15 protein-coding genes and 1 pseudogene are annotated in these 16,510 nt (G+C 65.0%); 3 read left to right on the plus strand and 13 right to left on the minus strand.

The window, feature by feature from the left end; genetic code table 11:
- Positions 1-65 precede the first annotated feature (65 nt).
- On the plus strand, positions 66-1,079 hold the full coding sequence (locus AAFL97_RS17710; protein ID WP_341646025.1) for a zinc-dependent alcohol dehydrogenase family protein: 1,014 nt from the start codon (positions 66-68) through the stop codon (positions 1,077-1,079).
- A gap of 103 nt (positions 1,080-1,182) precedes the next feature.
- Here AAFL97_RS17710 and AAFL97_RS17715 read toward each other — a convergent pair whose 3' ends face one another.
- The 6 genes from AAFL97_RS17715 to AAFL97_RS17740 form a co-directional block, all read right to left on the minus strand.
- The gene (locus tag AAFL97_RS17715) at positions 1,183-2,061 is read right to left on the minus strand and encodes an AEC family transporter (protein WP_341646026.1); all 879 of its coding nucleotides are present in this window, start codon (positions 2,059-2,061) and stop codon (positions 1,183-1,185) included.
- A gap of 45 nt (positions 2,062-2,106) precedes the next feature.
- Positions 2,107-3,000, minus strand: a complete 894-nt coding sequence (locus AAFL97_RS17720; protein ID WP_341646027.1) for an NAD(P)-dependent oxidoreductase — start codon at positions 2,998-3,000, stop codon at positions 2,107-2,109.
- A gap of 53 nt (positions 3,001-3,053) precedes the next feature.
- A complete protein-coding gene (locus tag AAFL97_RS17725; protein WP_341646028.1) occupies positions 3,054-4,301 on the minus strand; it encodes a TRAP transporter large permease in 1,248 nt (415 codons plus the stop codon).
- 8 nt (positions 4,302-4,309) lie between these two features.
- The gene (locus tag AAFL97_RS17730; RefSeq protein ID WP_341646029.1) at positions 4,310-5,845 is read right to left on the minus strand and encodes a DctP family TRAP transporter solute-binding subunit; all 1,536 of its coding nucleotides are present in this window, start codon (positions 5,843-5,845) and stop codon (positions 4,310-4,312) included.
- 132 nt (positions 5,846-5,977) lie between these two features.
- A complete protein-coding gene (locus AAFL97_RS17735; protein ID WP_341646030.1) occupies positions 5,978-7,840 on the minus strand; it encodes an SDR family oxidoreductase in 1,863 nt (620 codons plus the stop codon).
- Positions 7,837-8,745 (minus strand): transketolase, encoded by a 909-nt coding sequence (locus AAFL97_RS17740; RefSeq protein ID WP_341646031.1) that lies wholly within the window; start codon positions 8,743-8,745, stop codon positions 7,837-7,839. The genes AAFL97_RS17735 and AAFL97_RS17740 overlap by 4 nt, the downstream gene beginning before the upstream one ends.
- 145 nt (positions 8,746-8,890) lie before the next feature.
- Here AAFL97_RS17740 and gcvA point away from each other — a divergent pair, with 145 nt between their 5' ends.
- Complete coding sequence (gcvA, locus tag AAFL97_RS17745) at positions 8,891-9,838, plus strand: transcriptional regulator GcvA (RefSeq protein WP_341646032.1); 948 nt, start codon at positions 8,891-8,893, stop codon at positions 9,836-9,838.
- A gap of 216 nt (positions 9,839-10,054) precedes the next feature.
- Here gcvA and AAFL97_RS17750 read toward each other — a convergent pair whose 3' ends face one another.
- The 3 genes from AAFL97_RS17750 to AAFL97_RS17760 form a co-directional block, all read right to left on the minus strand.
- Positions 10,055-10,492, minus strand: coding sequence for a type II toxin-antitoxin system VapC family toxin (locus AAFL97_RS17750; RefSeq protein WP_341646033.1), 438 nt, complete (start codon positions 10,490-10,492; stop codon positions 10,055-10,057).
- Positions 10,489-10,788: a hypothetical protein gene (locus tag AAFL97_RS17755; RefSeq protein ID WP_341646034.1), complete on the minus strand. Its 300-nt coding sequence runs from the start codon at positions 10,786-10,788 to the stop codon at positions 10,489-10,491. The genes AAFL97_RS17750 and AAFL97_RS17755 overlap by 4 nt, the downstream gene beginning before the upstream one ends.
- A gap of 128 nt (positions 10,789-10,916) precedes the next feature.
- Positions 10,917-12,065: an aminotransferase-like domain-containing protein gene (locus AAFL97_RS17760; RefSeq protein ID WP_341646035.1), complete on the minus strand. Its 1,149-nt coding sequence runs from the start codon at positions 12,063-12,065 to the stop codon at positions 10,917-10,919.
- A 63-nt stretch (positions 12,066-12,128) separates the two neighbouring features.
- On the opposite strand from AAFL97_RS17760, the gene AAFL97_RS17765 reads away from it, so the two are divergent.
- Positions 12,129-12,566, plus strand: a complete 438-nt coding sequence (locus tag AAFL97_RS17765) for a MarR family winged helix-turn-helix transcriptional regulator (RefSeq protein WP_341646036.1) — start codon at positions 12,129-12,131, stop codon at positions 12,564-12,566.
- Between the two features lie 120 nt (positions 12,567-12,686).
- On the opposite strand, the pseudogene AAFL97_RS17770 reads toward AAFL97_RS17765, so the two are convergent.
- The 4 genes and pseudogenes from AAFL97_RS17770 to AAFL97_RS17785 form a co-directional block, all read right to left on the minus strand.
- Positions 12,687-14,323 (minus strand): annotated as a pseudogene (locus tag AAFL97_RS17770) (electron transfer flavoprotein-ubiquinone oxidoreductase).
- A 77-nt stretch (positions 14,324-14,400) separates the two neighbouring features.
- Positions 14,401-15,585, minus strand: coding sequence for an MFS transporter (locus tag AAFL97_RS17775; RefSeq protein ID WP_341646037.1), 1,185 nt, complete (start codon positions 15,583-15,585; stop codon positions 14,401-14,403).
- A gap of 43 nt (positions 15,586-15,628) precedes the next feature.
- Positions 15,629-16,120, minus strand: coding sequence for a PaaI family thioesterase (locus AAFL97_RS17780; protein WP_341646038.1), 492 nt, complete (start codon positions 16,118-16,120; stop codon positions 15,629-15,631).
- The gene (locus AAFL97_RS17785; protein ID WP_341646039.1) at positions 16,101-16,490 is read right to left on the minus strand and encodes a VOC family protein; all 390 of its coding nucleotides are present in this window, start codon (positions 16,488-16,490) and stop codon (positions 16,101-16,103) included. The genes AAFL97_RS17780 and AAFL97_RS17785 overlap by 20 nt, the downstream gene beginning before the upstream one ends.
- Between the last annotated feature and the right edge of the window lie 20 nt (positions 16,491-16,510).

A 16,510-nucleotide genomic window follows, 5' to 3' on the forward strand; every position in this document is an offset into this window, starting at 1 on the left:
CAGGCGGTGCACGGCCATGCTCTGCTGCTAAGCTTGCCTTCTTACTTCACGCTTGCGAGGAAGACATGAAGGCAATCACGCTCAAGTCCCCGGGCGGCCTGGCCAACATCACCGCGGCCGAGGTCGCCGATCCGGGCCGGCCCGGCAAGGGCGAAATCCGCGTCGCGATCAAGGCCGGCTCGCTGAACTACCACGACCTGCTCGTCGCCTGCGCCGCCGTTCCCACCGAGGACGGCCGCATCCTGCTGTCGGACGGCGCCGGCACCGTGGAAGAAGTCGGCGAGGGCGTGACGGAATTCAGGCCCGGCGACGCGGTGGTGTCGACCTTCTTCCCGGTCTGGCCCGCCGGACCGGCAACGCCGCAGGTGGGCGGCTTCATGCACACCCCGGGCGACGGCATCCAGGGCATGGCCTGCGAATACGTCGTGCGCCCCGCCAGCGCCTTCACCCGCGCGCCGCGCGGCTGGACGCACCGCGAAGCGGCGACCATCACCACCTCGGGCCTCACCGCATGGCGGGCGCTGGTCGTCAACGGCAGGCTGAAGGCCGGCGACACCGTGCTCGTGCAGGGCACCGGTGGCGTCTCGATCGCCGCGCTGCAGCTCGCCAAGGCGATGGGCGCGCGCGTGATCGCCACCTCGTCGTCCGACGAGAAGCTGTCGAAAGTGGCCGCGCTCGGCGCCGACCTGACGATCAACTACCGGCGCGAACCGGAATGGGGCAAAAAGGCGCTCGAACTCACCGGCGGCTTCGGCGTCGATCACGTCATCGAGGTCGGCGGCCCGGCGACGCTGGCGCAATCCCTCGCCGCGCTCAAGGTCGGCGGCCACGTCGCCATGATCGGCCTGCTGTCCGGCATCGACGCCAACCTGCCGATCCTGCTGGCGCTCGCCAAACATGCCCGCATCGAAGGCCTGATCGTCGGCAGCCGGCAGGACCAGCAGGACTTCGTCCGCGCGCTCGAGCTGATGGAGGCGCGGCCGGTCATCGACCAGGTGTTTTCATACACGGACCTCGCCGCGGCTTTCGCCCACCAGCAGAGCGGGCAGCATTTCGGCAAGATCTGCGTGGAGTGGTAAATGCCATTGGCCAGGCATGGCCCCGGACGAGTTGCGGAAGAAAATACGAAGGGAGCGGAGCACCTGCTCCGCTCCCTCCTCTTCAACTTGTGGCCAGCCGCAGTCAGGATGCCAGGCTGAATGCCAGCGCCAGTGAAATCGAAAGCGGTGCGAAGAGATTGCCGAGAATCACGATCGCCGCCACCTTTTCGGGCTCCTGGGAATAACGCTCGGCGAACATGAAGTTGAGAATGGCGGGCGGCAGCGCGCCGAATATCAGCAGCATGCTCGTCTCGTGGGCGGACAAGCCGAATGCAAGGCAGAAAACATAGGCGATCAGCATTCCGGCGAGCGGTGTCGCCACCGCTCCCACGACTCCGATACGCCACTGTGCAAACGGCGCGGTGGTCAGCCGGACACCGAGCGAGAACAGCATCAGCCCGGTCGAGACGTCCGCAATGATCTTGATCGCCGACAGAAACGGGGGCCACAGCGCAAGCTCCGAAAGACTGACCATCACGCCCGCAATTCCCGCAAGCACCACCGGCTCGCGGAAGATGAGCCATAGCTTCGCATTCCGGCCGAGCCAGCAGGTGGCGATCGCAAAGTGCAGGACGTTTTCGACCAGGAACAGGACGACTGCGGCGGGAAGCGCTTTCTCCCCGAATGCAAACAACGTAAGGGGCAGCCCCATGTTGCCCGCGTTCTTGAACATCATCGGCGGCAGCAGCGTCTTCGGCGCGTAGCCCATCCGACGGGCGATCGGCCACCCCAGCAGCCCCGAACCGAGGACGATGAGCAGGCCGCCGATCGCAATCATCTTCACGTCGGCCAGATCCACCGACTTCCCCGCAAGCGCGGAAAAAATCAATGCGGGCACGAAGATGCCCATATTGACCTGATTGGTGGCGATCATGTCGGGACGGTGCTTGCGGCCATACAGGTAGCCGACCGCGATCACGGTGAACACCGGGAAGACGATGCTCACGATCTGGACGAACATTGAAGATTCTCTTTGCAGGATGGGAGATGGGTCCGCGCCCGCGGATCAGGGCCGCGATGCCGCCATGGTGCCGTTCAAGGCGTAATAGCTGCGGATGACCTGGCTGTCGTCGACACGCCCGTCACCGCGTCCGGAGGTGGCCAGGAAGAGCTGATGGGCGACGGCGGCAATCGGCAGCGCAGCACCGGCGTCGCGCCCGGCTTCGAGGACGATGCCGAGATCCTTGACGAAGATGTCGACCGCGCTGCTGACCTCCGGCTCGGCCTGCAGCATGCGCGGGCCGCGATCCTTGAGCATCCAGCTCGACGCGGCCGAACCACTCATGATCTCGAGCAGCACGTCCAGATCCACGCCCACCTTGGCCGCGAGCGCGAAGGCTTCGGCGACGACGGCGATATGTACGCCGCACAGCAGCTGGTTGACGGTCTTCACCGTGGCGCCCTGGCCGGCACGCTCGCCAACGTGGAAGATACGCTGGCCGATGGCCTGGAACACCGGCTGCACGGCGTCGAAGCTAGCCCGCTCGCAGGCTGCCATGATGGTCAGCGAGCCTGCGATGGCGCCAGCTGTGCCGCCCGACACCGGTGCATCGACGAAGCGACGGCCGGCCGCAACGACTCGAGCGGCAATACGCTCGACCGTGGCCGGCGGGCAGGTTGCCATCAGGCAGACGATCCCGCCTTCGTCAAGGGCCTGCAGGGCACCGTTGCCGAACAGCACTTGCTCAGCCTGGGCTGCGTTGACCACCATCAGGATCAGCATGCCGGCGCCGGAGGCCGCCTCGGACGCACTGGCTGCCGGCTCGGCTCCGGCAACCGTCAGCTCGGCAAGCGCAGTCGGGTTCAGATCGATGCCACGCACGCGGTACCCCGCGACAAGCAGATTCTTCGCCATCGGCAGGCCCATCGCACCGAGCCCGGCAAAAGCAATCGTCTTCATGAGAAATCCTTTGTCGATCGCACGGCCCCTGCAAACGCAGGGGCCAGCGCAGATCAGTAGAGTGTGAAAGCGGGCACGTAGGAAATCAGGCCCAGCACGGTGATGGCCACCAGATAGAACGGCCACAGCTCACGCACGACGGCACCGACCTTCTCGCGAGAAATCGCTGCCGCAATGAACAAGGTGGTACCGACCGGTGGAGTGAAGAGGCCGATGCTCAGATTCACCGCCATCATGATGCCGAGCTGGATCAGGTCGAGGCCGATCGCATTGCCGATGGCGACGAAAGTGGGGCCGAGCAGAAGAATCGCAGCGGGCAGATCGAGGAACATGCCGACGGCCACCATGATCAGGTTCAGCATCAGGATGACCATCCACGGCGACTTCAGGGTTTCCGCCGTCCAGTCGGCCACCGCGGTCGGTATCGCTTCGACGGTCAGGACATAGCCCACCAGGTTGGAAGCGGCAATCACGAGCATCACCACCCCGGTCGTCACCGCAGTGTGCACGAGCGCATCGTAGAGCCGGCGCAGTGTCAGGTCCCGGTATACCAGCATGCTCACGACCAGGCCGTAGAACACCGCCAGCACGCTGACCTCGGTCGGGGTTGCAATCCCCGCCCGCAGCAGAACGACGATGAAGGCCGGCATCGCGAGCGCAGGCGCTGCCGAGACCGTGGCACGAAGCACACTTTTCAGCGTGACCTCGTCGGTCAGGCGCTTGAAACCGCGCAGGCGTCCGGACAGATAGCAGGTGAGCATGAAGCCGGCAGCCAGCATCAGGCCGGGCAGGATGCCGGCAAGGAACAGCGAGGCGATCGACTGGTTGGACACGGCTGCGAACAGAATCAGCGGGATCGACGGAGGGATCAGACCCGCAATGGTCGCCGACGAAGCCGTGGCCGCAGCGGCGAACGCCCCCGGATACCCCTCGCGCTTCTGCCAGGGGATCAGCATCGAACCGAGCGCGGAGGCTTCCGCCACCGCCGAGCCCGACACGCCGCCGAACACCGTCGACCCCACCACCGTGACCTGGCCGAGGCCGCCGTGAAAGCGGCCGACCAGCATGGTGGCAAAGTGGATCAAGCGCTTGCCCAGCGTGCCGCCCATCATCAGACTGCCCGACAGCATGAAGAACGGAATGGCCAGCAACGGAAAGCTTTGCGTGGGCTGAAAGATCTTCACCACCGCTGCCACGCTGGGCATGCCGCCGACCGCCACCGCCGCCACGCCCGAACTGATCACCAGCGCATAACCAACCGGCAGCGCCAGCACCAGCAAGACCGCGAATATGAGAAGCATCGTGAGAGTCATACATCCTCCTCGATATGGTGAGCGCGAACGGCGAATGGATCGCTGGCATGCAGCAGACGAACCAATGTGGTCAGCGCGGTGATGCCAAGGCCGACGAAACCGGCGATCATCGCCAGGTAAGCCCATTTCGCTGCGATGCCGGTGACGGGGTAGGTCTCGCTGCCGGTGATCTCGATCACGTCCAAACCGACCCAGGCGAGATAGAAGAAAGCAACGGCAATGAGCAGTTGATGTGCGATCAGCAACACCCGATTGCCGCGGCGTCCGATCAGCCCCTGGATGGCGGTCACCGCGATGTGCTGGCCACGCTGGGCGGCAAGCACGATGCCGCCCATGACCAGCCACGGGAACAGGATATTGGGCATCTCGGTCGGCCAGCCCATGCCCTGGTTGGTGAGGTAGCGAACCACCACTTCGGCCATCAGGGAAACGAACATGACGACCATGGCGCCAACCGCAGCCACCACACCGGTGGCCACGATCAGCTTGTCCACCCATATCACCACTGGAGTCAGGACACCGGCCTGCGCCGTTGTCTTGGTGGAGGGATGGGTGCTCATCACTGTTTTACCCGCTTCCGAAACGATCAGCTTGACGAGATCGGGATACTGAGCCGACCATTTGTCATAGACCGGCTTGCTCCTGGCGGCGAACGGCGCCTGGTCGACCTCGTTGATCTCCACTCCTGCGGCGGCAAGCTTGGTTCGCAGCTCCACGTCTGCCTCGATGGACATCTCGCGGTTGAGCTTCCCCGCCTCGACCGCGGCCTCCTTGATTGCCTGCTGGTCGGCCTTCGACAGGCCGGCCCAGATCATCTTGCTGGCAAGCAGCGGCGTGGTTTCGTACTTGTGGCCGGTCAGCGAGATGTACTTCTGTACCTCGTACAGCTTGGACGAGTAGATGTTCATCAGCGGATTCTCCTGCCCATCGAACACCCCCTGCTGCAGCGCGATGTACAGCTCGGAGAAGGCCAGCGGCCCCGGATTGGCGCCCAGTGCCTTGAAGATGTCGATCGTCATCGCGTCAGGCGGCGTACGTACCTTGATGCCTTCGAGATCCTCCGGCTTGACGATCGGACGCTTGTTGTTGCTGGTATGGCGGATGCCGTTGTCCCACAGTGCCAGCACGATCAGCCCTTTGGCATTGGCCGCCTCATCGAGCTTTGCGCCGACGGGGCCGTCGACCACCTTGTAGGCGTGCTCCAGGTCCCGGAACAGGAAAGGCAGGCCGACCAGGTTGAATTCCGGCACCACGCCAGCAGTGCTGCCCTGCGAGTTGGTACTGAAAGCGAGCGAGCCGAGACGCATGTTGGTGAGCGACTCGACGTCATCACCGAACTGGGCGCTGCCGCCCACTTCGACCTTGATGCGGCCATTGGTCTTCTGTGCCACGAGTTCGGCAAATTTTTGCGATGCAACCGCCTTCGGGTTGCCCGGCGCAGCGTTGTGGGAAAGACGCAGAACCTGCTGTGCCCAAGTCGTCGAGGCGGTCAACGCAAGAGTCGCCGCAAACGCAATCAGGATCTTGTTCATGAGTATCTCCTTCCATTTCCTATCAATGTGATTTTGGTGCTGCCTTGTCGCACTGTCCCCAATGCAGCACCTGTCTTTTGTGCGGGCCCGCCAGCAAGCAGGCTCGCACTTCAAGAGTGCCTGGCGATCCGATCAACCGTGAATGAGCATGCCGCCATTGACGTCGATGACCGCGCCCGTGATGTAGGACGACAGATCCGAGGCCAGGAACACGTAGGCTCCGGCGACCTCATCGGCATTGCCCAGGCGATTCAGCGGGATGCTGGCTGCAATCGAGGCCTTCTGCTCGTCGCTCAGCTTGCCCGAGCTGATGTCGGTCTGGATGAGGCCGGGGGTGACGCAGTTGACGCGGATGTTGTCCGGGCCGAACTCGCGCGCCATCGCCTTGGCCAGGCCCAGCACCCCCGCCTTGGCCGCGGAGTAGTGGGGTCCGCCGAGGATGCCGCCGCCGCGCTGGGCGGATACCGACGACATGCACGCGATCGAGCCGCCGCCCTGCTGCTTCATGTGCGGGATGACCGCCTGCGAGAGGTAGAGCACGCCGCGCAGATTCACGTCCAGGATGCGGTCCCAGCTCGCCGGATCGATGTCCAGCGTCTTGACCGGCTGGGTGATGCCGGCATTGTTGATCAGCACGTCGATGCGGCCGAACTCGGCAATGGCCTGTGCCGTGGCTTTCAGGCAGGCATCCTTGTCGACGACGTTGCAGCCGTAGCCGCGATGCTCCGGCCCGATGGACGCAGCGGCCTCGACCGCAGCAGCCTCGTCGAGATCGAGGATCGCCACCCTGGCGCCATGCCTGGCGGCAAGACGTGCGGTTGCGAGCCCGATCCCGCGCGGCGATGCCGCACCCGAGATCATCACGATCTTGCCATCGAGAAGAAGAGAGTTATTCATTTGAGAACCCCTGTTACGAGCGCCCTGCGGGCGCGTTGCATTCTGTGGATAGGCACGCCTCGCTGCGCCATCCCTGCGCACGGCGCGGCGGCTTGCTTCAACCGAGCCAGCCCTTGATCGTCGCCGACATGGCCTCGGCCGAAATCCCGTAGCGGTCGTGCAGCGTCGGTAGCGCACCGGCATCGAGGAAGGCATCGGGCAATGCGATCTGGCGGAAGGCCGGGTGACACCCGCCGTCAGCAGCGCCGTGGCAACCGCCTCGCCAAGACCGCCCACCGTGGTATGGTTTTCCGCCACCACCACCAGCCGGCCGGAACGGCCCGCTTCGCGCAGGATGGTCTCGGTGTCGAGCGGCTTGATCGTGGGCACGTGCAGCACGCCGACATCGACCTTGTCCGCCTCCAGCGTCTTGGCGACCTCGAGCGCGCGCATGGTCAGGATGCCGGACGAGATCACCAGCACGTCGCGGCCGTCGCGCAGCATCTTGGCCTTGCCGAGTTCGAAACTGTAGTCGTACTCGTCGAGCACCAGCGGCACGTTGCCGCGCAGCAGGCGCATGTACACCGGGCCATCGTGGGCGGCGATCTGCGGCACGGCCTGCTCGATGTCGAGCGCATCGCAGGGATCGACGATCGTCATGCCCGGCACGCCGCGCATCAGCGCGATGTCTTCGGTGGCCTGGTGGCTGGGACCGTAGCCGGTGGTGAGCCCGGGCAGCGCGCAGCACATCTTGACGTTGAGGTTTTCCTCGGCAATCACCTGATGCACGAAATCGAAGGCACGACGGGTACCGAATACCGCATAGGTGGTGGCGAAGGGCACGAAACCCTCTTTCGCCATGCCGCCGGCCGAGGCCATCAGCAACTGCTCGGCCATGCCCATCTGGAAGAAACGCTCCGGGTAGGCCTGGGCGAACAAGTGCAGGTCGGTGTATTTGGCGAGATCGGCAGTGAGGCCGACGATCTCCGGGCGCTGCGCGGCGAGTTCGACGAGAGCCTTGCCGAACGGCGCAGCCTTGACGCGCTGGCCTTCGGACGCGATCGAGGCGATCATTGCCGACGTGGTCAGACGCGGCTTCTTGACGGTGGCGTTGCTCATCGTGCGGCTCCCTGGGCTTGGTCGAGAATCTCGATGGCTTGCTGCCATTCGGGCGGATCGACGCGAATGAAGTGGTTCTTTTCGCGCGTTTCCAGGAAGGGCACGCCCTTGCCCATCAGGGTGTCGAAAAGAATCACGCGCGGTTTGGCATCGGCGAGGTTGCGCGCAGTGTCGAAAGCGGCAATGACGGCCGCCAGGTCGTTGCCGTTGACACGCTGCACATGCCAGCCGAAGGCAGCCCATTTGTCGGCGAGCGGCTCGAAGCCCAGCACCTTGCTCGAGGGCCCATCGGCCTGCTGGTTGTTGATATCGACCAGGCAGATCAGGTTCGACAGCCCGTGGTGCGCAGCACCCATCGCCGCCTCCCAGGTCGACCCCTCGTCGAGTTCGCCATCGGACATCGAGTTGTAAACGAAGGCCGGATTGCCCTTCAGGCGCAGGCCCAGCGCCATGCCCACCGCGATCGGCAGCCCCTGGCCGAGCGAACCGCCGGACATTTCCATGCCGGGGGTGTAAGTGGCCATGCCCGACATCGGCAAGCGGCTGTCATCACTACCGTAGGTTTCCAGTTCATCCTCGGCAATGATCCCGCCCTCGATCAACGCGGCGTAGAAGGCAATCGCATAGTGGCCATGGGACAGCAGGAAACGATCCCGGCCTTCCCACTCCGGCTCTTCGGCCCGATAGTTCATCGCATGGGAATAAGCCGTTGCAAGAACATCAGCATATCCCAGAGCCTGGCCGACATATCCCTGGCCCTGTACCTCGCCCATCCGCAGCGCGAAGCGGCGGATACGGTAGGCGCTTTCGGCAACCCGGGCATGGGCCTGTGAAAGACTTGTGTTCACACGGTTCTCCTTTGTATGGATCCGACCTCTGCCGAACGTCGAACAGGATCGATTCACGCGTCCGGATGGATGATGGTCTCTTCCGTCGCCAGACTCCGGACAAGGCATCCAGCGAGTGGCAGGAATCTTATTCCCTTGATTTTTCTGGCTCAAACGAATATTTATAGCGGCATAGGTGAATTGAACTCATGTGAATTCCGCAATGCACAATCGCATCTCCCTCCGGGCAATACAGGCTTTCGAGGCTGCCGCACGCCTATCGTCTTTTGCACTTGCAGCAGAGGAGTTGTTCGTGACTCCGTCGGCAATCAGCCACCAAGTCAAGCTGCTCGAGGAGCAATTCGCAGTGCAGCTCTTTCACCGTGTGCATCGTGCAGTCATCCTGACCGACGCCGGGCGACGCTATGCGGAAGAAGTATCAGCGGCGTTTTCCCGTATCGAGCGGGCGGCGAAAGAACTCGGCCAGACAAAGAAAAGCGACATCCTGACAGTGCTCTCGCCACCGAGCTTCGCCACCCAATGGCTGATGCCGAGGCTGGCGAGGTTCAGTTCGCAGCACCCATCCGTCGATGTCCACTTGAATGCGTCCTACCCGCCACCTGCAGATCTCTTGTCACAGGGCGTCGATATCGAGATTCGACACGGTGTCCCGCGGCTCCAGCCTGCAGGAACCATGACTTTGGCATTTCCACCGGAAACTATCGTGCCGCTCTGCGCACCATCACTGGCGCAGGGTTCGCACCCCATCCTCACTCCGGAGGATTTGAGCCGCCACTCTCTGATTCACAGCGAAGTCTGCCTGGTGAACTGGCGCGACTGGCTCCAGCAGCATCGCAAGGTCAAACTCGATCTCAGGCGCGGCCTACGTTTCGACCGTTCATTCATGGCAATCAGCGCGGCGGTCGATGGCCTGGGCGTCTGTCTGGAAAGCCTGCTGCTTGCACAGCGGGAGCTCGAAACAGGCCGGCTGGTAGCCCCCTTGGGTCTCGATGGCCAGAAGGTACAGGCCTATACGTTCAATCTGCTGAAATCACGGGCCGAACTGCCAAAAGTGAGCAGTTTCCAGAAATGGCTTTTCGAAGAACTCAGGCAAGGTACGAACGAAGCCGCCGGTCCGCCGCGACGCGGCCGCAAGTCTTTTCGAGTCTGAGAATTTCGCCAACCGGAAATTGCACCCTACGGGCATGATGCCGGCCAAGGGAAAGCATCCACTCACCCCCGCCGGAACAACTCCGCCAGCCGGGCCAGCCCGGCTTCCATTTCCTCTTCAGTGGCCAAACTGAAGTAGGCACCAATGCCCTCGCCGCCATCGGCATGGAAGGTAATGGCCAAGCCAGGCCTGTAGCGGAGCGCGCACTGCCGGCACTCAGCGGCCGGCGCCTCCACGCAAGGGATTGATGCTCCGGATTCCGGCAAAATCCCGTTCATTGTCCGTCACCACCACGCACTCATTGGCAATGGCAACGGCCGCAATGATCATGTCGAGCCCGCTGCGTGGCTGGCCGGAGGATTTCCCCTCGGCCATCAGGCCAGCCCAGACCAGGCCGGCCTTGTCGTCAAAAGGGAGGATGCGTCCGGAGAACAGGGCCTGGGGGCCTTCCGGCCCGGTAAACCAGGCGTCGAGTGCCTCGCGCTTCTTGCCACCCGGTTTTTCCAGGATGCCCCGCCTGATTTCCGCCACGGTCAGTGATGCGATGAACAGATCCTCGTCGCGCCGGCTTGCCATCCACGCCAGCAGAGACTCCGACGGTTGCGGCTTGACTACACTGCTGATGATGTTGGTATCGAGCAGGTAGCGCGTCACAGATCGACCTCACGTCCGTCTTCACGAGAACGCTCGAAATCGAGATCGGCCCCGACCAATGGCGATCTGCGCAGAGCTGCAAGAATGCCTCCCTTCCGCGGACACTCGCCGGTAAGAGCCTGGCCAACGGTCGCACGCAGTCTGGACGCCTCGGCACTATCCTCGGCAAGACGGCGCGCCAGCGCACGAATCAGGTCACGATCCGTATCCCGTCCCAACACTTCGAAGCGTGCCAAGCCACGCTCGCCAAGGCGAGTACGGTAACTCTGGACGGCACGTCTCTGCGAGTTTTCCATCGTCTGCTCCCCAAGGCAATTACAGGAAATATAGCCAGTAATATATTGATTGCCAAGGCACAGCCCACGGACATGGTCTGAGCACAAACCAGTCGCAGTGCGTGATGCCGGCCAAGCAAAGCGATCTGTTACCCCCGCCGGAACAGCTCCGCCAGCCGGGCCAGCCCGGCTTCCATTTCCTCTTCGCTGGCCAGGCTGAAGTTCAGCCGCAGGGTGCCGATGCCTTCGCCGCCGTCGGCATGGAAGTTCTCCCCGGGCATGAAGATGACGCCGCGGCTGATCGCTTCCGCCAGCAGCGTGCGCGTATCGACCGGCCGGCGCAGTCGCAGCCAGAAGAACAGCCCGCCAAGCGGCAGTTGCCAGTCGGCCAGCCCGTTGAAATGGCGGCGCAGCGTGGCGTCGAAGAGATCGCGCTTCTTCCGGTAGCCTGCACGCAAGGCCGCCAGCCGCTCGCCGCGCGTCGGCGCCGCCAGTTGCTCGCCGACCAGCCATTGGCTGATCCGGTTGCTGTGCAGATCCGCAGCCTGCTTCAGGCGCACCAGCAAGGGCATCAATTCGGGAGATGCCGCCAGGTAGCCGAGGCGCAGGCCGGGCGCGAGGCTCTTGGAGAACGAACCCTGGTAGATCCACGGCGCCGTTTTCAGCAGGCTGCTCACGGGGGTGCGCTCGCAGGCATCGTAGGCCAGGTCGCGGTAGGGATCGTCCTCGAACAGCGGAATCCCGGCTTCGTCGCAGACGCTGGCCAGCGCCTGGCGTTCGGTCCGGCTGTAGCAATGGCCGGACGGATTCTGGAAAGTCGGGATCGCATAGGCGAAGGCCGGCTTGCCGCCACCCTCGGCGATGGCCTCGGGCCGGGCGGCGGAAAAGGACTGGAATCTCGCGCCGAAAAAGCGGAACACCTGCAGCGCCGCGAGATAGGTCGGCGACTCCACCGCCACCGCCGTGCCTTCGTCGATGAAGAGCTTGGCGACCAGATCCAGCCCCTGCTGCGAACCGGACACGATCAGCACCTGCTCGGTGGCGCAATCCAGGCCGAGCGCGCGCAGTTCGCCCGCCACCTGCTCGCGCAGGAATCCATCGCCCTCGCTCGCGCCGTACTGCAGGCAGCCGGGCGGCGCGGCACCGGGCGTCAGGCTCGGAAAACTGTCCGCGGCGGGCAGGCCGCCGGCAAAGGAAATCATGCCCGGCCGGTCGATGACCGCGAGCATTTCACGGATGGGCGAGGCATGCAGGTCGGCGACACGGCGGGAATAGCGCGGCGAGGAAGAAGGCTTCATGGCAAATTACGTCAATTTAGTTGACCTATCGACAGCCTAAGCAGGCCTCGCTAGCATGTCAACATGGTTGACCTAAAAACCCCCGGACCGCTCGAACCCATCGAGCTGTTCTACTTTGCCTACCGCGCCTTCACCTCGCACCCGGACCGCATCCTCGCCGAACGCGGGCTTGGGCGCGTGCATCACCGGCTGCTCTATTTCGTCGGCCGCAATCCGGGCATCGCGGTGAATGCCTTGCGGGAAACCCTGGGCGTTTCCAAGCAGGCGATGAACACGCCCTTGCGCCAACTGGTCGAGATGGGCTTGATCGACGCTTCGACGGCCGCCCACGACCGCCGCGTCAAGCAATTGAGCCTGAGCGCCGATGGCGCCGAGCTGGAACGGCAACTGACGGAAACGCAGGTGAAGCTGCTGACCGAAGTGTTCGCCGCCAACGACGAAGCAGCCGCGGAAGGATGGCGCGCGGTGATGCGCGCCCTGAGCACCCGCATGCAGTATTGATCCGGCCGGATCAGGCCCCACCGGACCAGGATACCGGCACGCACTCCAAAGCGGAACGCCCCGGCGACGGGTCGGTGTGACCCGCCGCCTGGGCATTCCCGGCCCCCGAGCCCGAGTTGATCACATCCCCTGGTAAATCGGCCCCTCGCCGCCCTGGGGCACGACCCACTCGATGTTCTGCGTCGGATCCTTGATGTCGCAGGTCTTGCAGTGCACACAGTTCTGCGCGTTGATCTGCAGCCGCGGCCCGGCCGCTTCCTGCACGATCTCATACACCCCGGCCGGGCAGTAGCGCTGCTCGGGCGCATCGTACCTGGCCAGGTTGATCGCGATCGGCACCGTGGCGTCCTTCAGCCGCAGGTGGCAGGGCTGCTCTTCCTCGTGGTTGGTGTTGGACAGGAACACCGAGGAGAGCCGATCGAAGTGAGCACGCCGTCCGGCTTCGGGTAGTCGATCTTCGCGCACTCGGCCGCCGGCTTGAGCGCGGTGTGGTCCGCCGTGTTGTGCAGCGTCCACGGCACCTTGCCCTTGAACAGCACCTGGTCGATGCCGAACAGCAGCGAACCCAGGTACAGGCCCTTCTTCATGTAGGGCTTGAAGTTGCGCGTCTTGTGCAGCTCGGCGTGCAGCCAGGAGTCCTGGAAGGCCGCCGGGTAGGCGGTCAGCGCATCGCGCTGGCGTTCCTGTGCCAGGGCGTCGAAGGCCGCGTCGGCCGCGAGCATGCCCGACTTGATCGCCGCATGGCTGCCCTTGATGCGCGCCGCGTTGAGGAAGCCGGCGTCGTCGCCGATCAGCGCGCCGCCCGGGAAGATCAGCCGCGGCAGGCTCTGCAGCCCGCCCGCGGCGATGGCACGGGCGCCGTACTGCAGCCGCTTGCCGCCTTCGAGGTATTTGCGGATCTCGGGGTGGGTCTTGTAGCGCTGCATCTCCTCGAAGGGCGACAGGTGCGGGTTGCTGTAGTTCAGGCCGACGACGTAGCCGACCGCGACCAGGTTGTCCTCGAGGTGATAGACGAAGCCGCCGCCGTAGGTGGCGCTGTCCATCGGCCAGCCGGCGGTGTGCACGACCAGGCCGGGGCGGTGGTGCTCGGGTTTGACTTCCCACAGTTCCTTGATGCCGATGCCGTAGGTCTGCGGGTCGGCGCCGTCGCGCAAGTCGTACTTCGCTTCGAGCTGCTTGCCCAGGTGGCCGCGACAGCCTTCGGCGAACAAGGTGTATCTGGCGTGCAGCTCCATGCCCGGCTGGTGCTGCGGACCCGGCGTGCCGTCGCGGTTCAGGCCCATGTCGCCGGTGGCGACGCCCTTCACCGCACCGGCCTCGTCGTACAGGATCTCGGCAGCGGCGAAGCCCGGATAGACTTCCACCCCCAGCGCCTCGGCCTGCTCGCCGAGCCACTTGACCACGTTGCCCAGGCGCACGATGTAGTTGCCGTGGTTGACGAAACAGTCCGGCAGCAGCCCGTTGGGCGTTTGCCGGGCACCGGTCTCGGAAAGGAACAGCACCTTGTCCTCGGTGACGGCCGTCCTGAGCGGGGCGCCCCGTTCCTTCCAGTCCGGAATCAGTTCGGTGAGTGCGCGCGGGTCCATCACCGCGCCCGACAGGATGTGGGCGCCGAGTTCGGCCGCCTTCTCGATCAGGCACACCGACAGTTCCCGGCCCTGCGCCGACGCCAGTTGCTTGAGCCGGATCGCCGACGACAGCCCCGCCGGGCCCCCGCCCACGATCAGTACGTCGAAATCCATCGAGTCGCGTTCCATCCTGTTCTCCTGTTACCAAAGCCATTCACAGCAGCACGAGCGGGTTCGTGCAAGACCGCCGCATCGCGCACGTCCATTCATTGGGCGCCCTTCCCCTTCATCTCGGCATACAGCAGCACCACGCCGACCAGCAGGATCACCGTGCCGATCCCCGCGTAGCCGGCAGCGAACGAGCCGGTGAGACCGACCAGCGCGGCAAAGGCCGGTGGGCCGAGCACGACGCCGAAATAGGTGAAGAACAGGGTGCCGCCGGTCAGCGTGCCGGCCTGGCCCGGCGGCGAAAGCTGGGCGACGCGAGCCAGGTAGACGCCGTTCCAGCCGATCGCGGTGGCACCGAACACCATGCTGACGACGATGACGACGAGAAGCGGCCAGTCCGGTTCGAACAGCGCGGTGATCAAGGAAGCTGCCGCCATCGCGAACGCGAGCAGGCACAGCACCAGGTTCGGCGCCTTCCAGCGGTCGGCGGCGTAGCCCCACAGCAGGCGCCCAGCCGCGCCGGCGAACTGGGACAGCGACAGCACGAAGCCGGCAGTGAGCAGCGAAGCGCCGTATTCCACGGTCAGGTAGGTCACCAGGTAAGTGGTCAGGCACAACTGCATCGCACTGAGGAAGAAAGTGCAGAACGCCAGGTTGCGGATGTCGCGGTGGGCGAAGACCTGGGCCAGCGGACGCATCACGCCGCCCAGCGAAACCTTGCGCCCGGGATCGCGATCGGCGTCGAATTCCGTGCGCACCGCCTGGGCGATCAGCGCCATGACTGCGCAGGCGGCGCCCACCGCGAGCGCGGCGCCCTGCCAGTTCGACAGCAGCACCAGCGGCGGCACCGCCAGGCCGGCCAGCGCGCCGCCGAGCGGAACGCCGGTCTGCTTGACCGAGAACAGGAAGCCCATGCGGTGCGCCGGCGTGCTGCGGGCGAGGATGTGGGAGCTCGACGGCGTGATCGGCCCGTAGCCGAAACCGATCAGCAGCGCGCTGACGGTCATCGACCACACCGTGCCGCCGGCGGCGAAAGCCAGCCCCACGCCGGACAGCAGCAGGCAGGCCTGGCTGACGCGGATCGCGCCGTAGCGGCCGACGAGCGCGCCGCTCGCCAGCGACGACAGCATCGCGCCGACATAGACCAGGGCGATGAACACGCCCACCAGTGCGCCCGGCAAGCCGGTCGTGCGCGCCGCTTCCGGCGCCAGCACGGGTACGGTCAGCGCGGACATGGTCGCCAGGATCTGGATCGCGAGCGTGATGCTCAGAGAGACGAACATCGCCGCCTCCCTGTCGCGTGATCGACCGGAAAGGCTCGGCCGTTCATTCGATGGATTCCGGCGCAGTCATGCCGCCTTGCGGAGGCTTGCGGTATCTGAAGGTGCCGACGCCCTTGGCGACGATCCGCCCCTCGACGTCGAGTATCTCGGCTTCGCAGAAGCAGGTGGAGCGGCCGCCGCCGATGGCGCGCGCCTGGACCAGCAGCCGGCCGCTGCCCGGACGGAGAAAGCTGGTGGTGACGCCGATCGACACCACCGACAGGCGGAAACCCTGGCGTGCCATAGCCGCCCGCGCCATCGTGGTGTCGAGCAAGGTCATCAGCACACCGCCGTGGACCTTGCCGTGCATGTTGGTCAGCTCCGGCCGCGGGTCGAGCGCGACGCGCGCCCAGCCCGGCCCGACGCCGTCATCGACGGCGCCGAGCAGGTCCAGGAAGGGGTTGTGGAAGCTGGGCGGCGCCAGCATCGGCTCGGCCCCGGGCTGCACGGCGGCATCGCCGGACGGGGAGGCCTGCTCAGGCGGCGTGCCGGACATTGGCCACCTCGATCAGATTGCCGTCGGGATCGCGGCAATAAACGGAGCGGATCGGCCCGGTCGCGCCGGTGCGCGGTACCGGCCCCTCCTCGATCGCCACGCCGCAGGCGCGCAGATGAGCGATCACTTCGTCCAGCGGCACGGCGGTCAGGAAGCAAAGATCCGCCGACCCCGCCTGCGGCGTGCGCGCATGGGGCCTGATCGGCGCGCTGGCGGGGTGGAGGTTGATCTTCTGGCAGCCGAACGAGAGCGCCCGCCGGCCTTCGCCGAACGTGACCGCCTCCATGCCCAGCACACGGGCATAGAAGGCGATCGTGGCGTCGATGTCCGCCACCGTGAGGACCAGATGGTCCAGTGAATCGATCTTCATCGAGTGGTCTCCTGTCGAAC

This window comes from Thauera sp. SDU_THAU2 (genome assembly GCF_038260575.1).
Classification (GTDB): Bacteria; Pseudomonadota; Gammaproteobacteria; order Burkholderiales; family Rhodocyclaceae; genus Thauera.

Excerpts from the sequence above, each read along its gene's own strand:
- AAFL97_RS17785 (WP_341646039.1), bottom strand. The coding sequence starts at position 16,490 with ATGAAGATCGATTCACTGGACCATCTGGTCCTCACGGTGGCGGACATC.
- AAFL97_RS17775 (WP_341646037.1), bottom strand. The coding sequence starts at position 15,585 with ATGTTCGTCTCTCTGAGCATCACGCTCGCGATCCAGATCCTGGCGACC.
- AAFL97_RS17780 (WP_341646038.1), bottom strand. The coding sequence starts at position 16,120 with ATGTCCGGCACGCCGCCTGAGCAGGCCTCCCCGTCCGGCGATGCCGCC.
- AAFL97_RS17715 (WP_341646026.1), bottom strand. The coding sequence starts at position 2,061 with ATGTTCGTCCAGATCGTGAGCATCGTCTTCCCGGTGTTCACCGTGATC.
- AAFL97_RS17760 (WP_341646035.1), bottom strand. The coding sequence starts at position 12,065 with ATGAAGCCTTCTTCCTCGCCGCGCTATTCCCGCCGTGTCGCCGACCTG.
- AAFL97_RS17765 (WP_341646036.1), top strand. The coding sequence starts at position 12,129 with ATGGTTGACCTAAAAACCCCCGGACCGCTCGAACCCATCGAGCTGTTC.
- gcvA (WP_341646032.1), top strand. The coding sequence starts at position 8,891 with ATGCACAATCGCATCTCCCTCCGGGCAATACAGGCTTTCGAGGCTGCC.
- AAFL97_RS17725 (WP_341646028.1), bottom strand. The coding sequence starts at position 4,301 with ATGCTTCTCATATTCGCGGTCTTGCTGGTGCTGGCGCTGCCGGTTGGT.
- AAFL97_RS17735 (WP_341646030.1), bottom strand. The coding sequence starts at position 7,840 with ATGAGCAACGCCACCGTCAAGAAGCCGCGTCTGACCACGTCGGCAATG.
- AAFL97_RS17720 (WP_341646027.1), bottom strand. The coding sequence starts at position 3,000 with ATGAAGACGATTGCTTTTGCCGGGCTCGGTGCGATGGGCCTGCCGATG.
- AAFL97_RS17710 (WP_341646025.1), top strand. The coding sequence starts at position 66 with ATGAAGGCAATCACGCTCAAGTCCCCGGGCGGCCTGGCCAACATCACC.
- AAFL97_RS17755 (WP_341646034.1), bottom strand. The coding sequence starts at position 10,788 with ATGGAAAACTCGCAGAGACGTGCCGTCCAGAGTTACCGTACTCGCCTT.
- AAFL97_RS17730 (WP_341646029.1), bottom strand. The coding sequence starts at position 5,845 with ATGAACAAGATCCTGATTGCGTTTGCGGCGACTCTTGCGTTGACCGCC.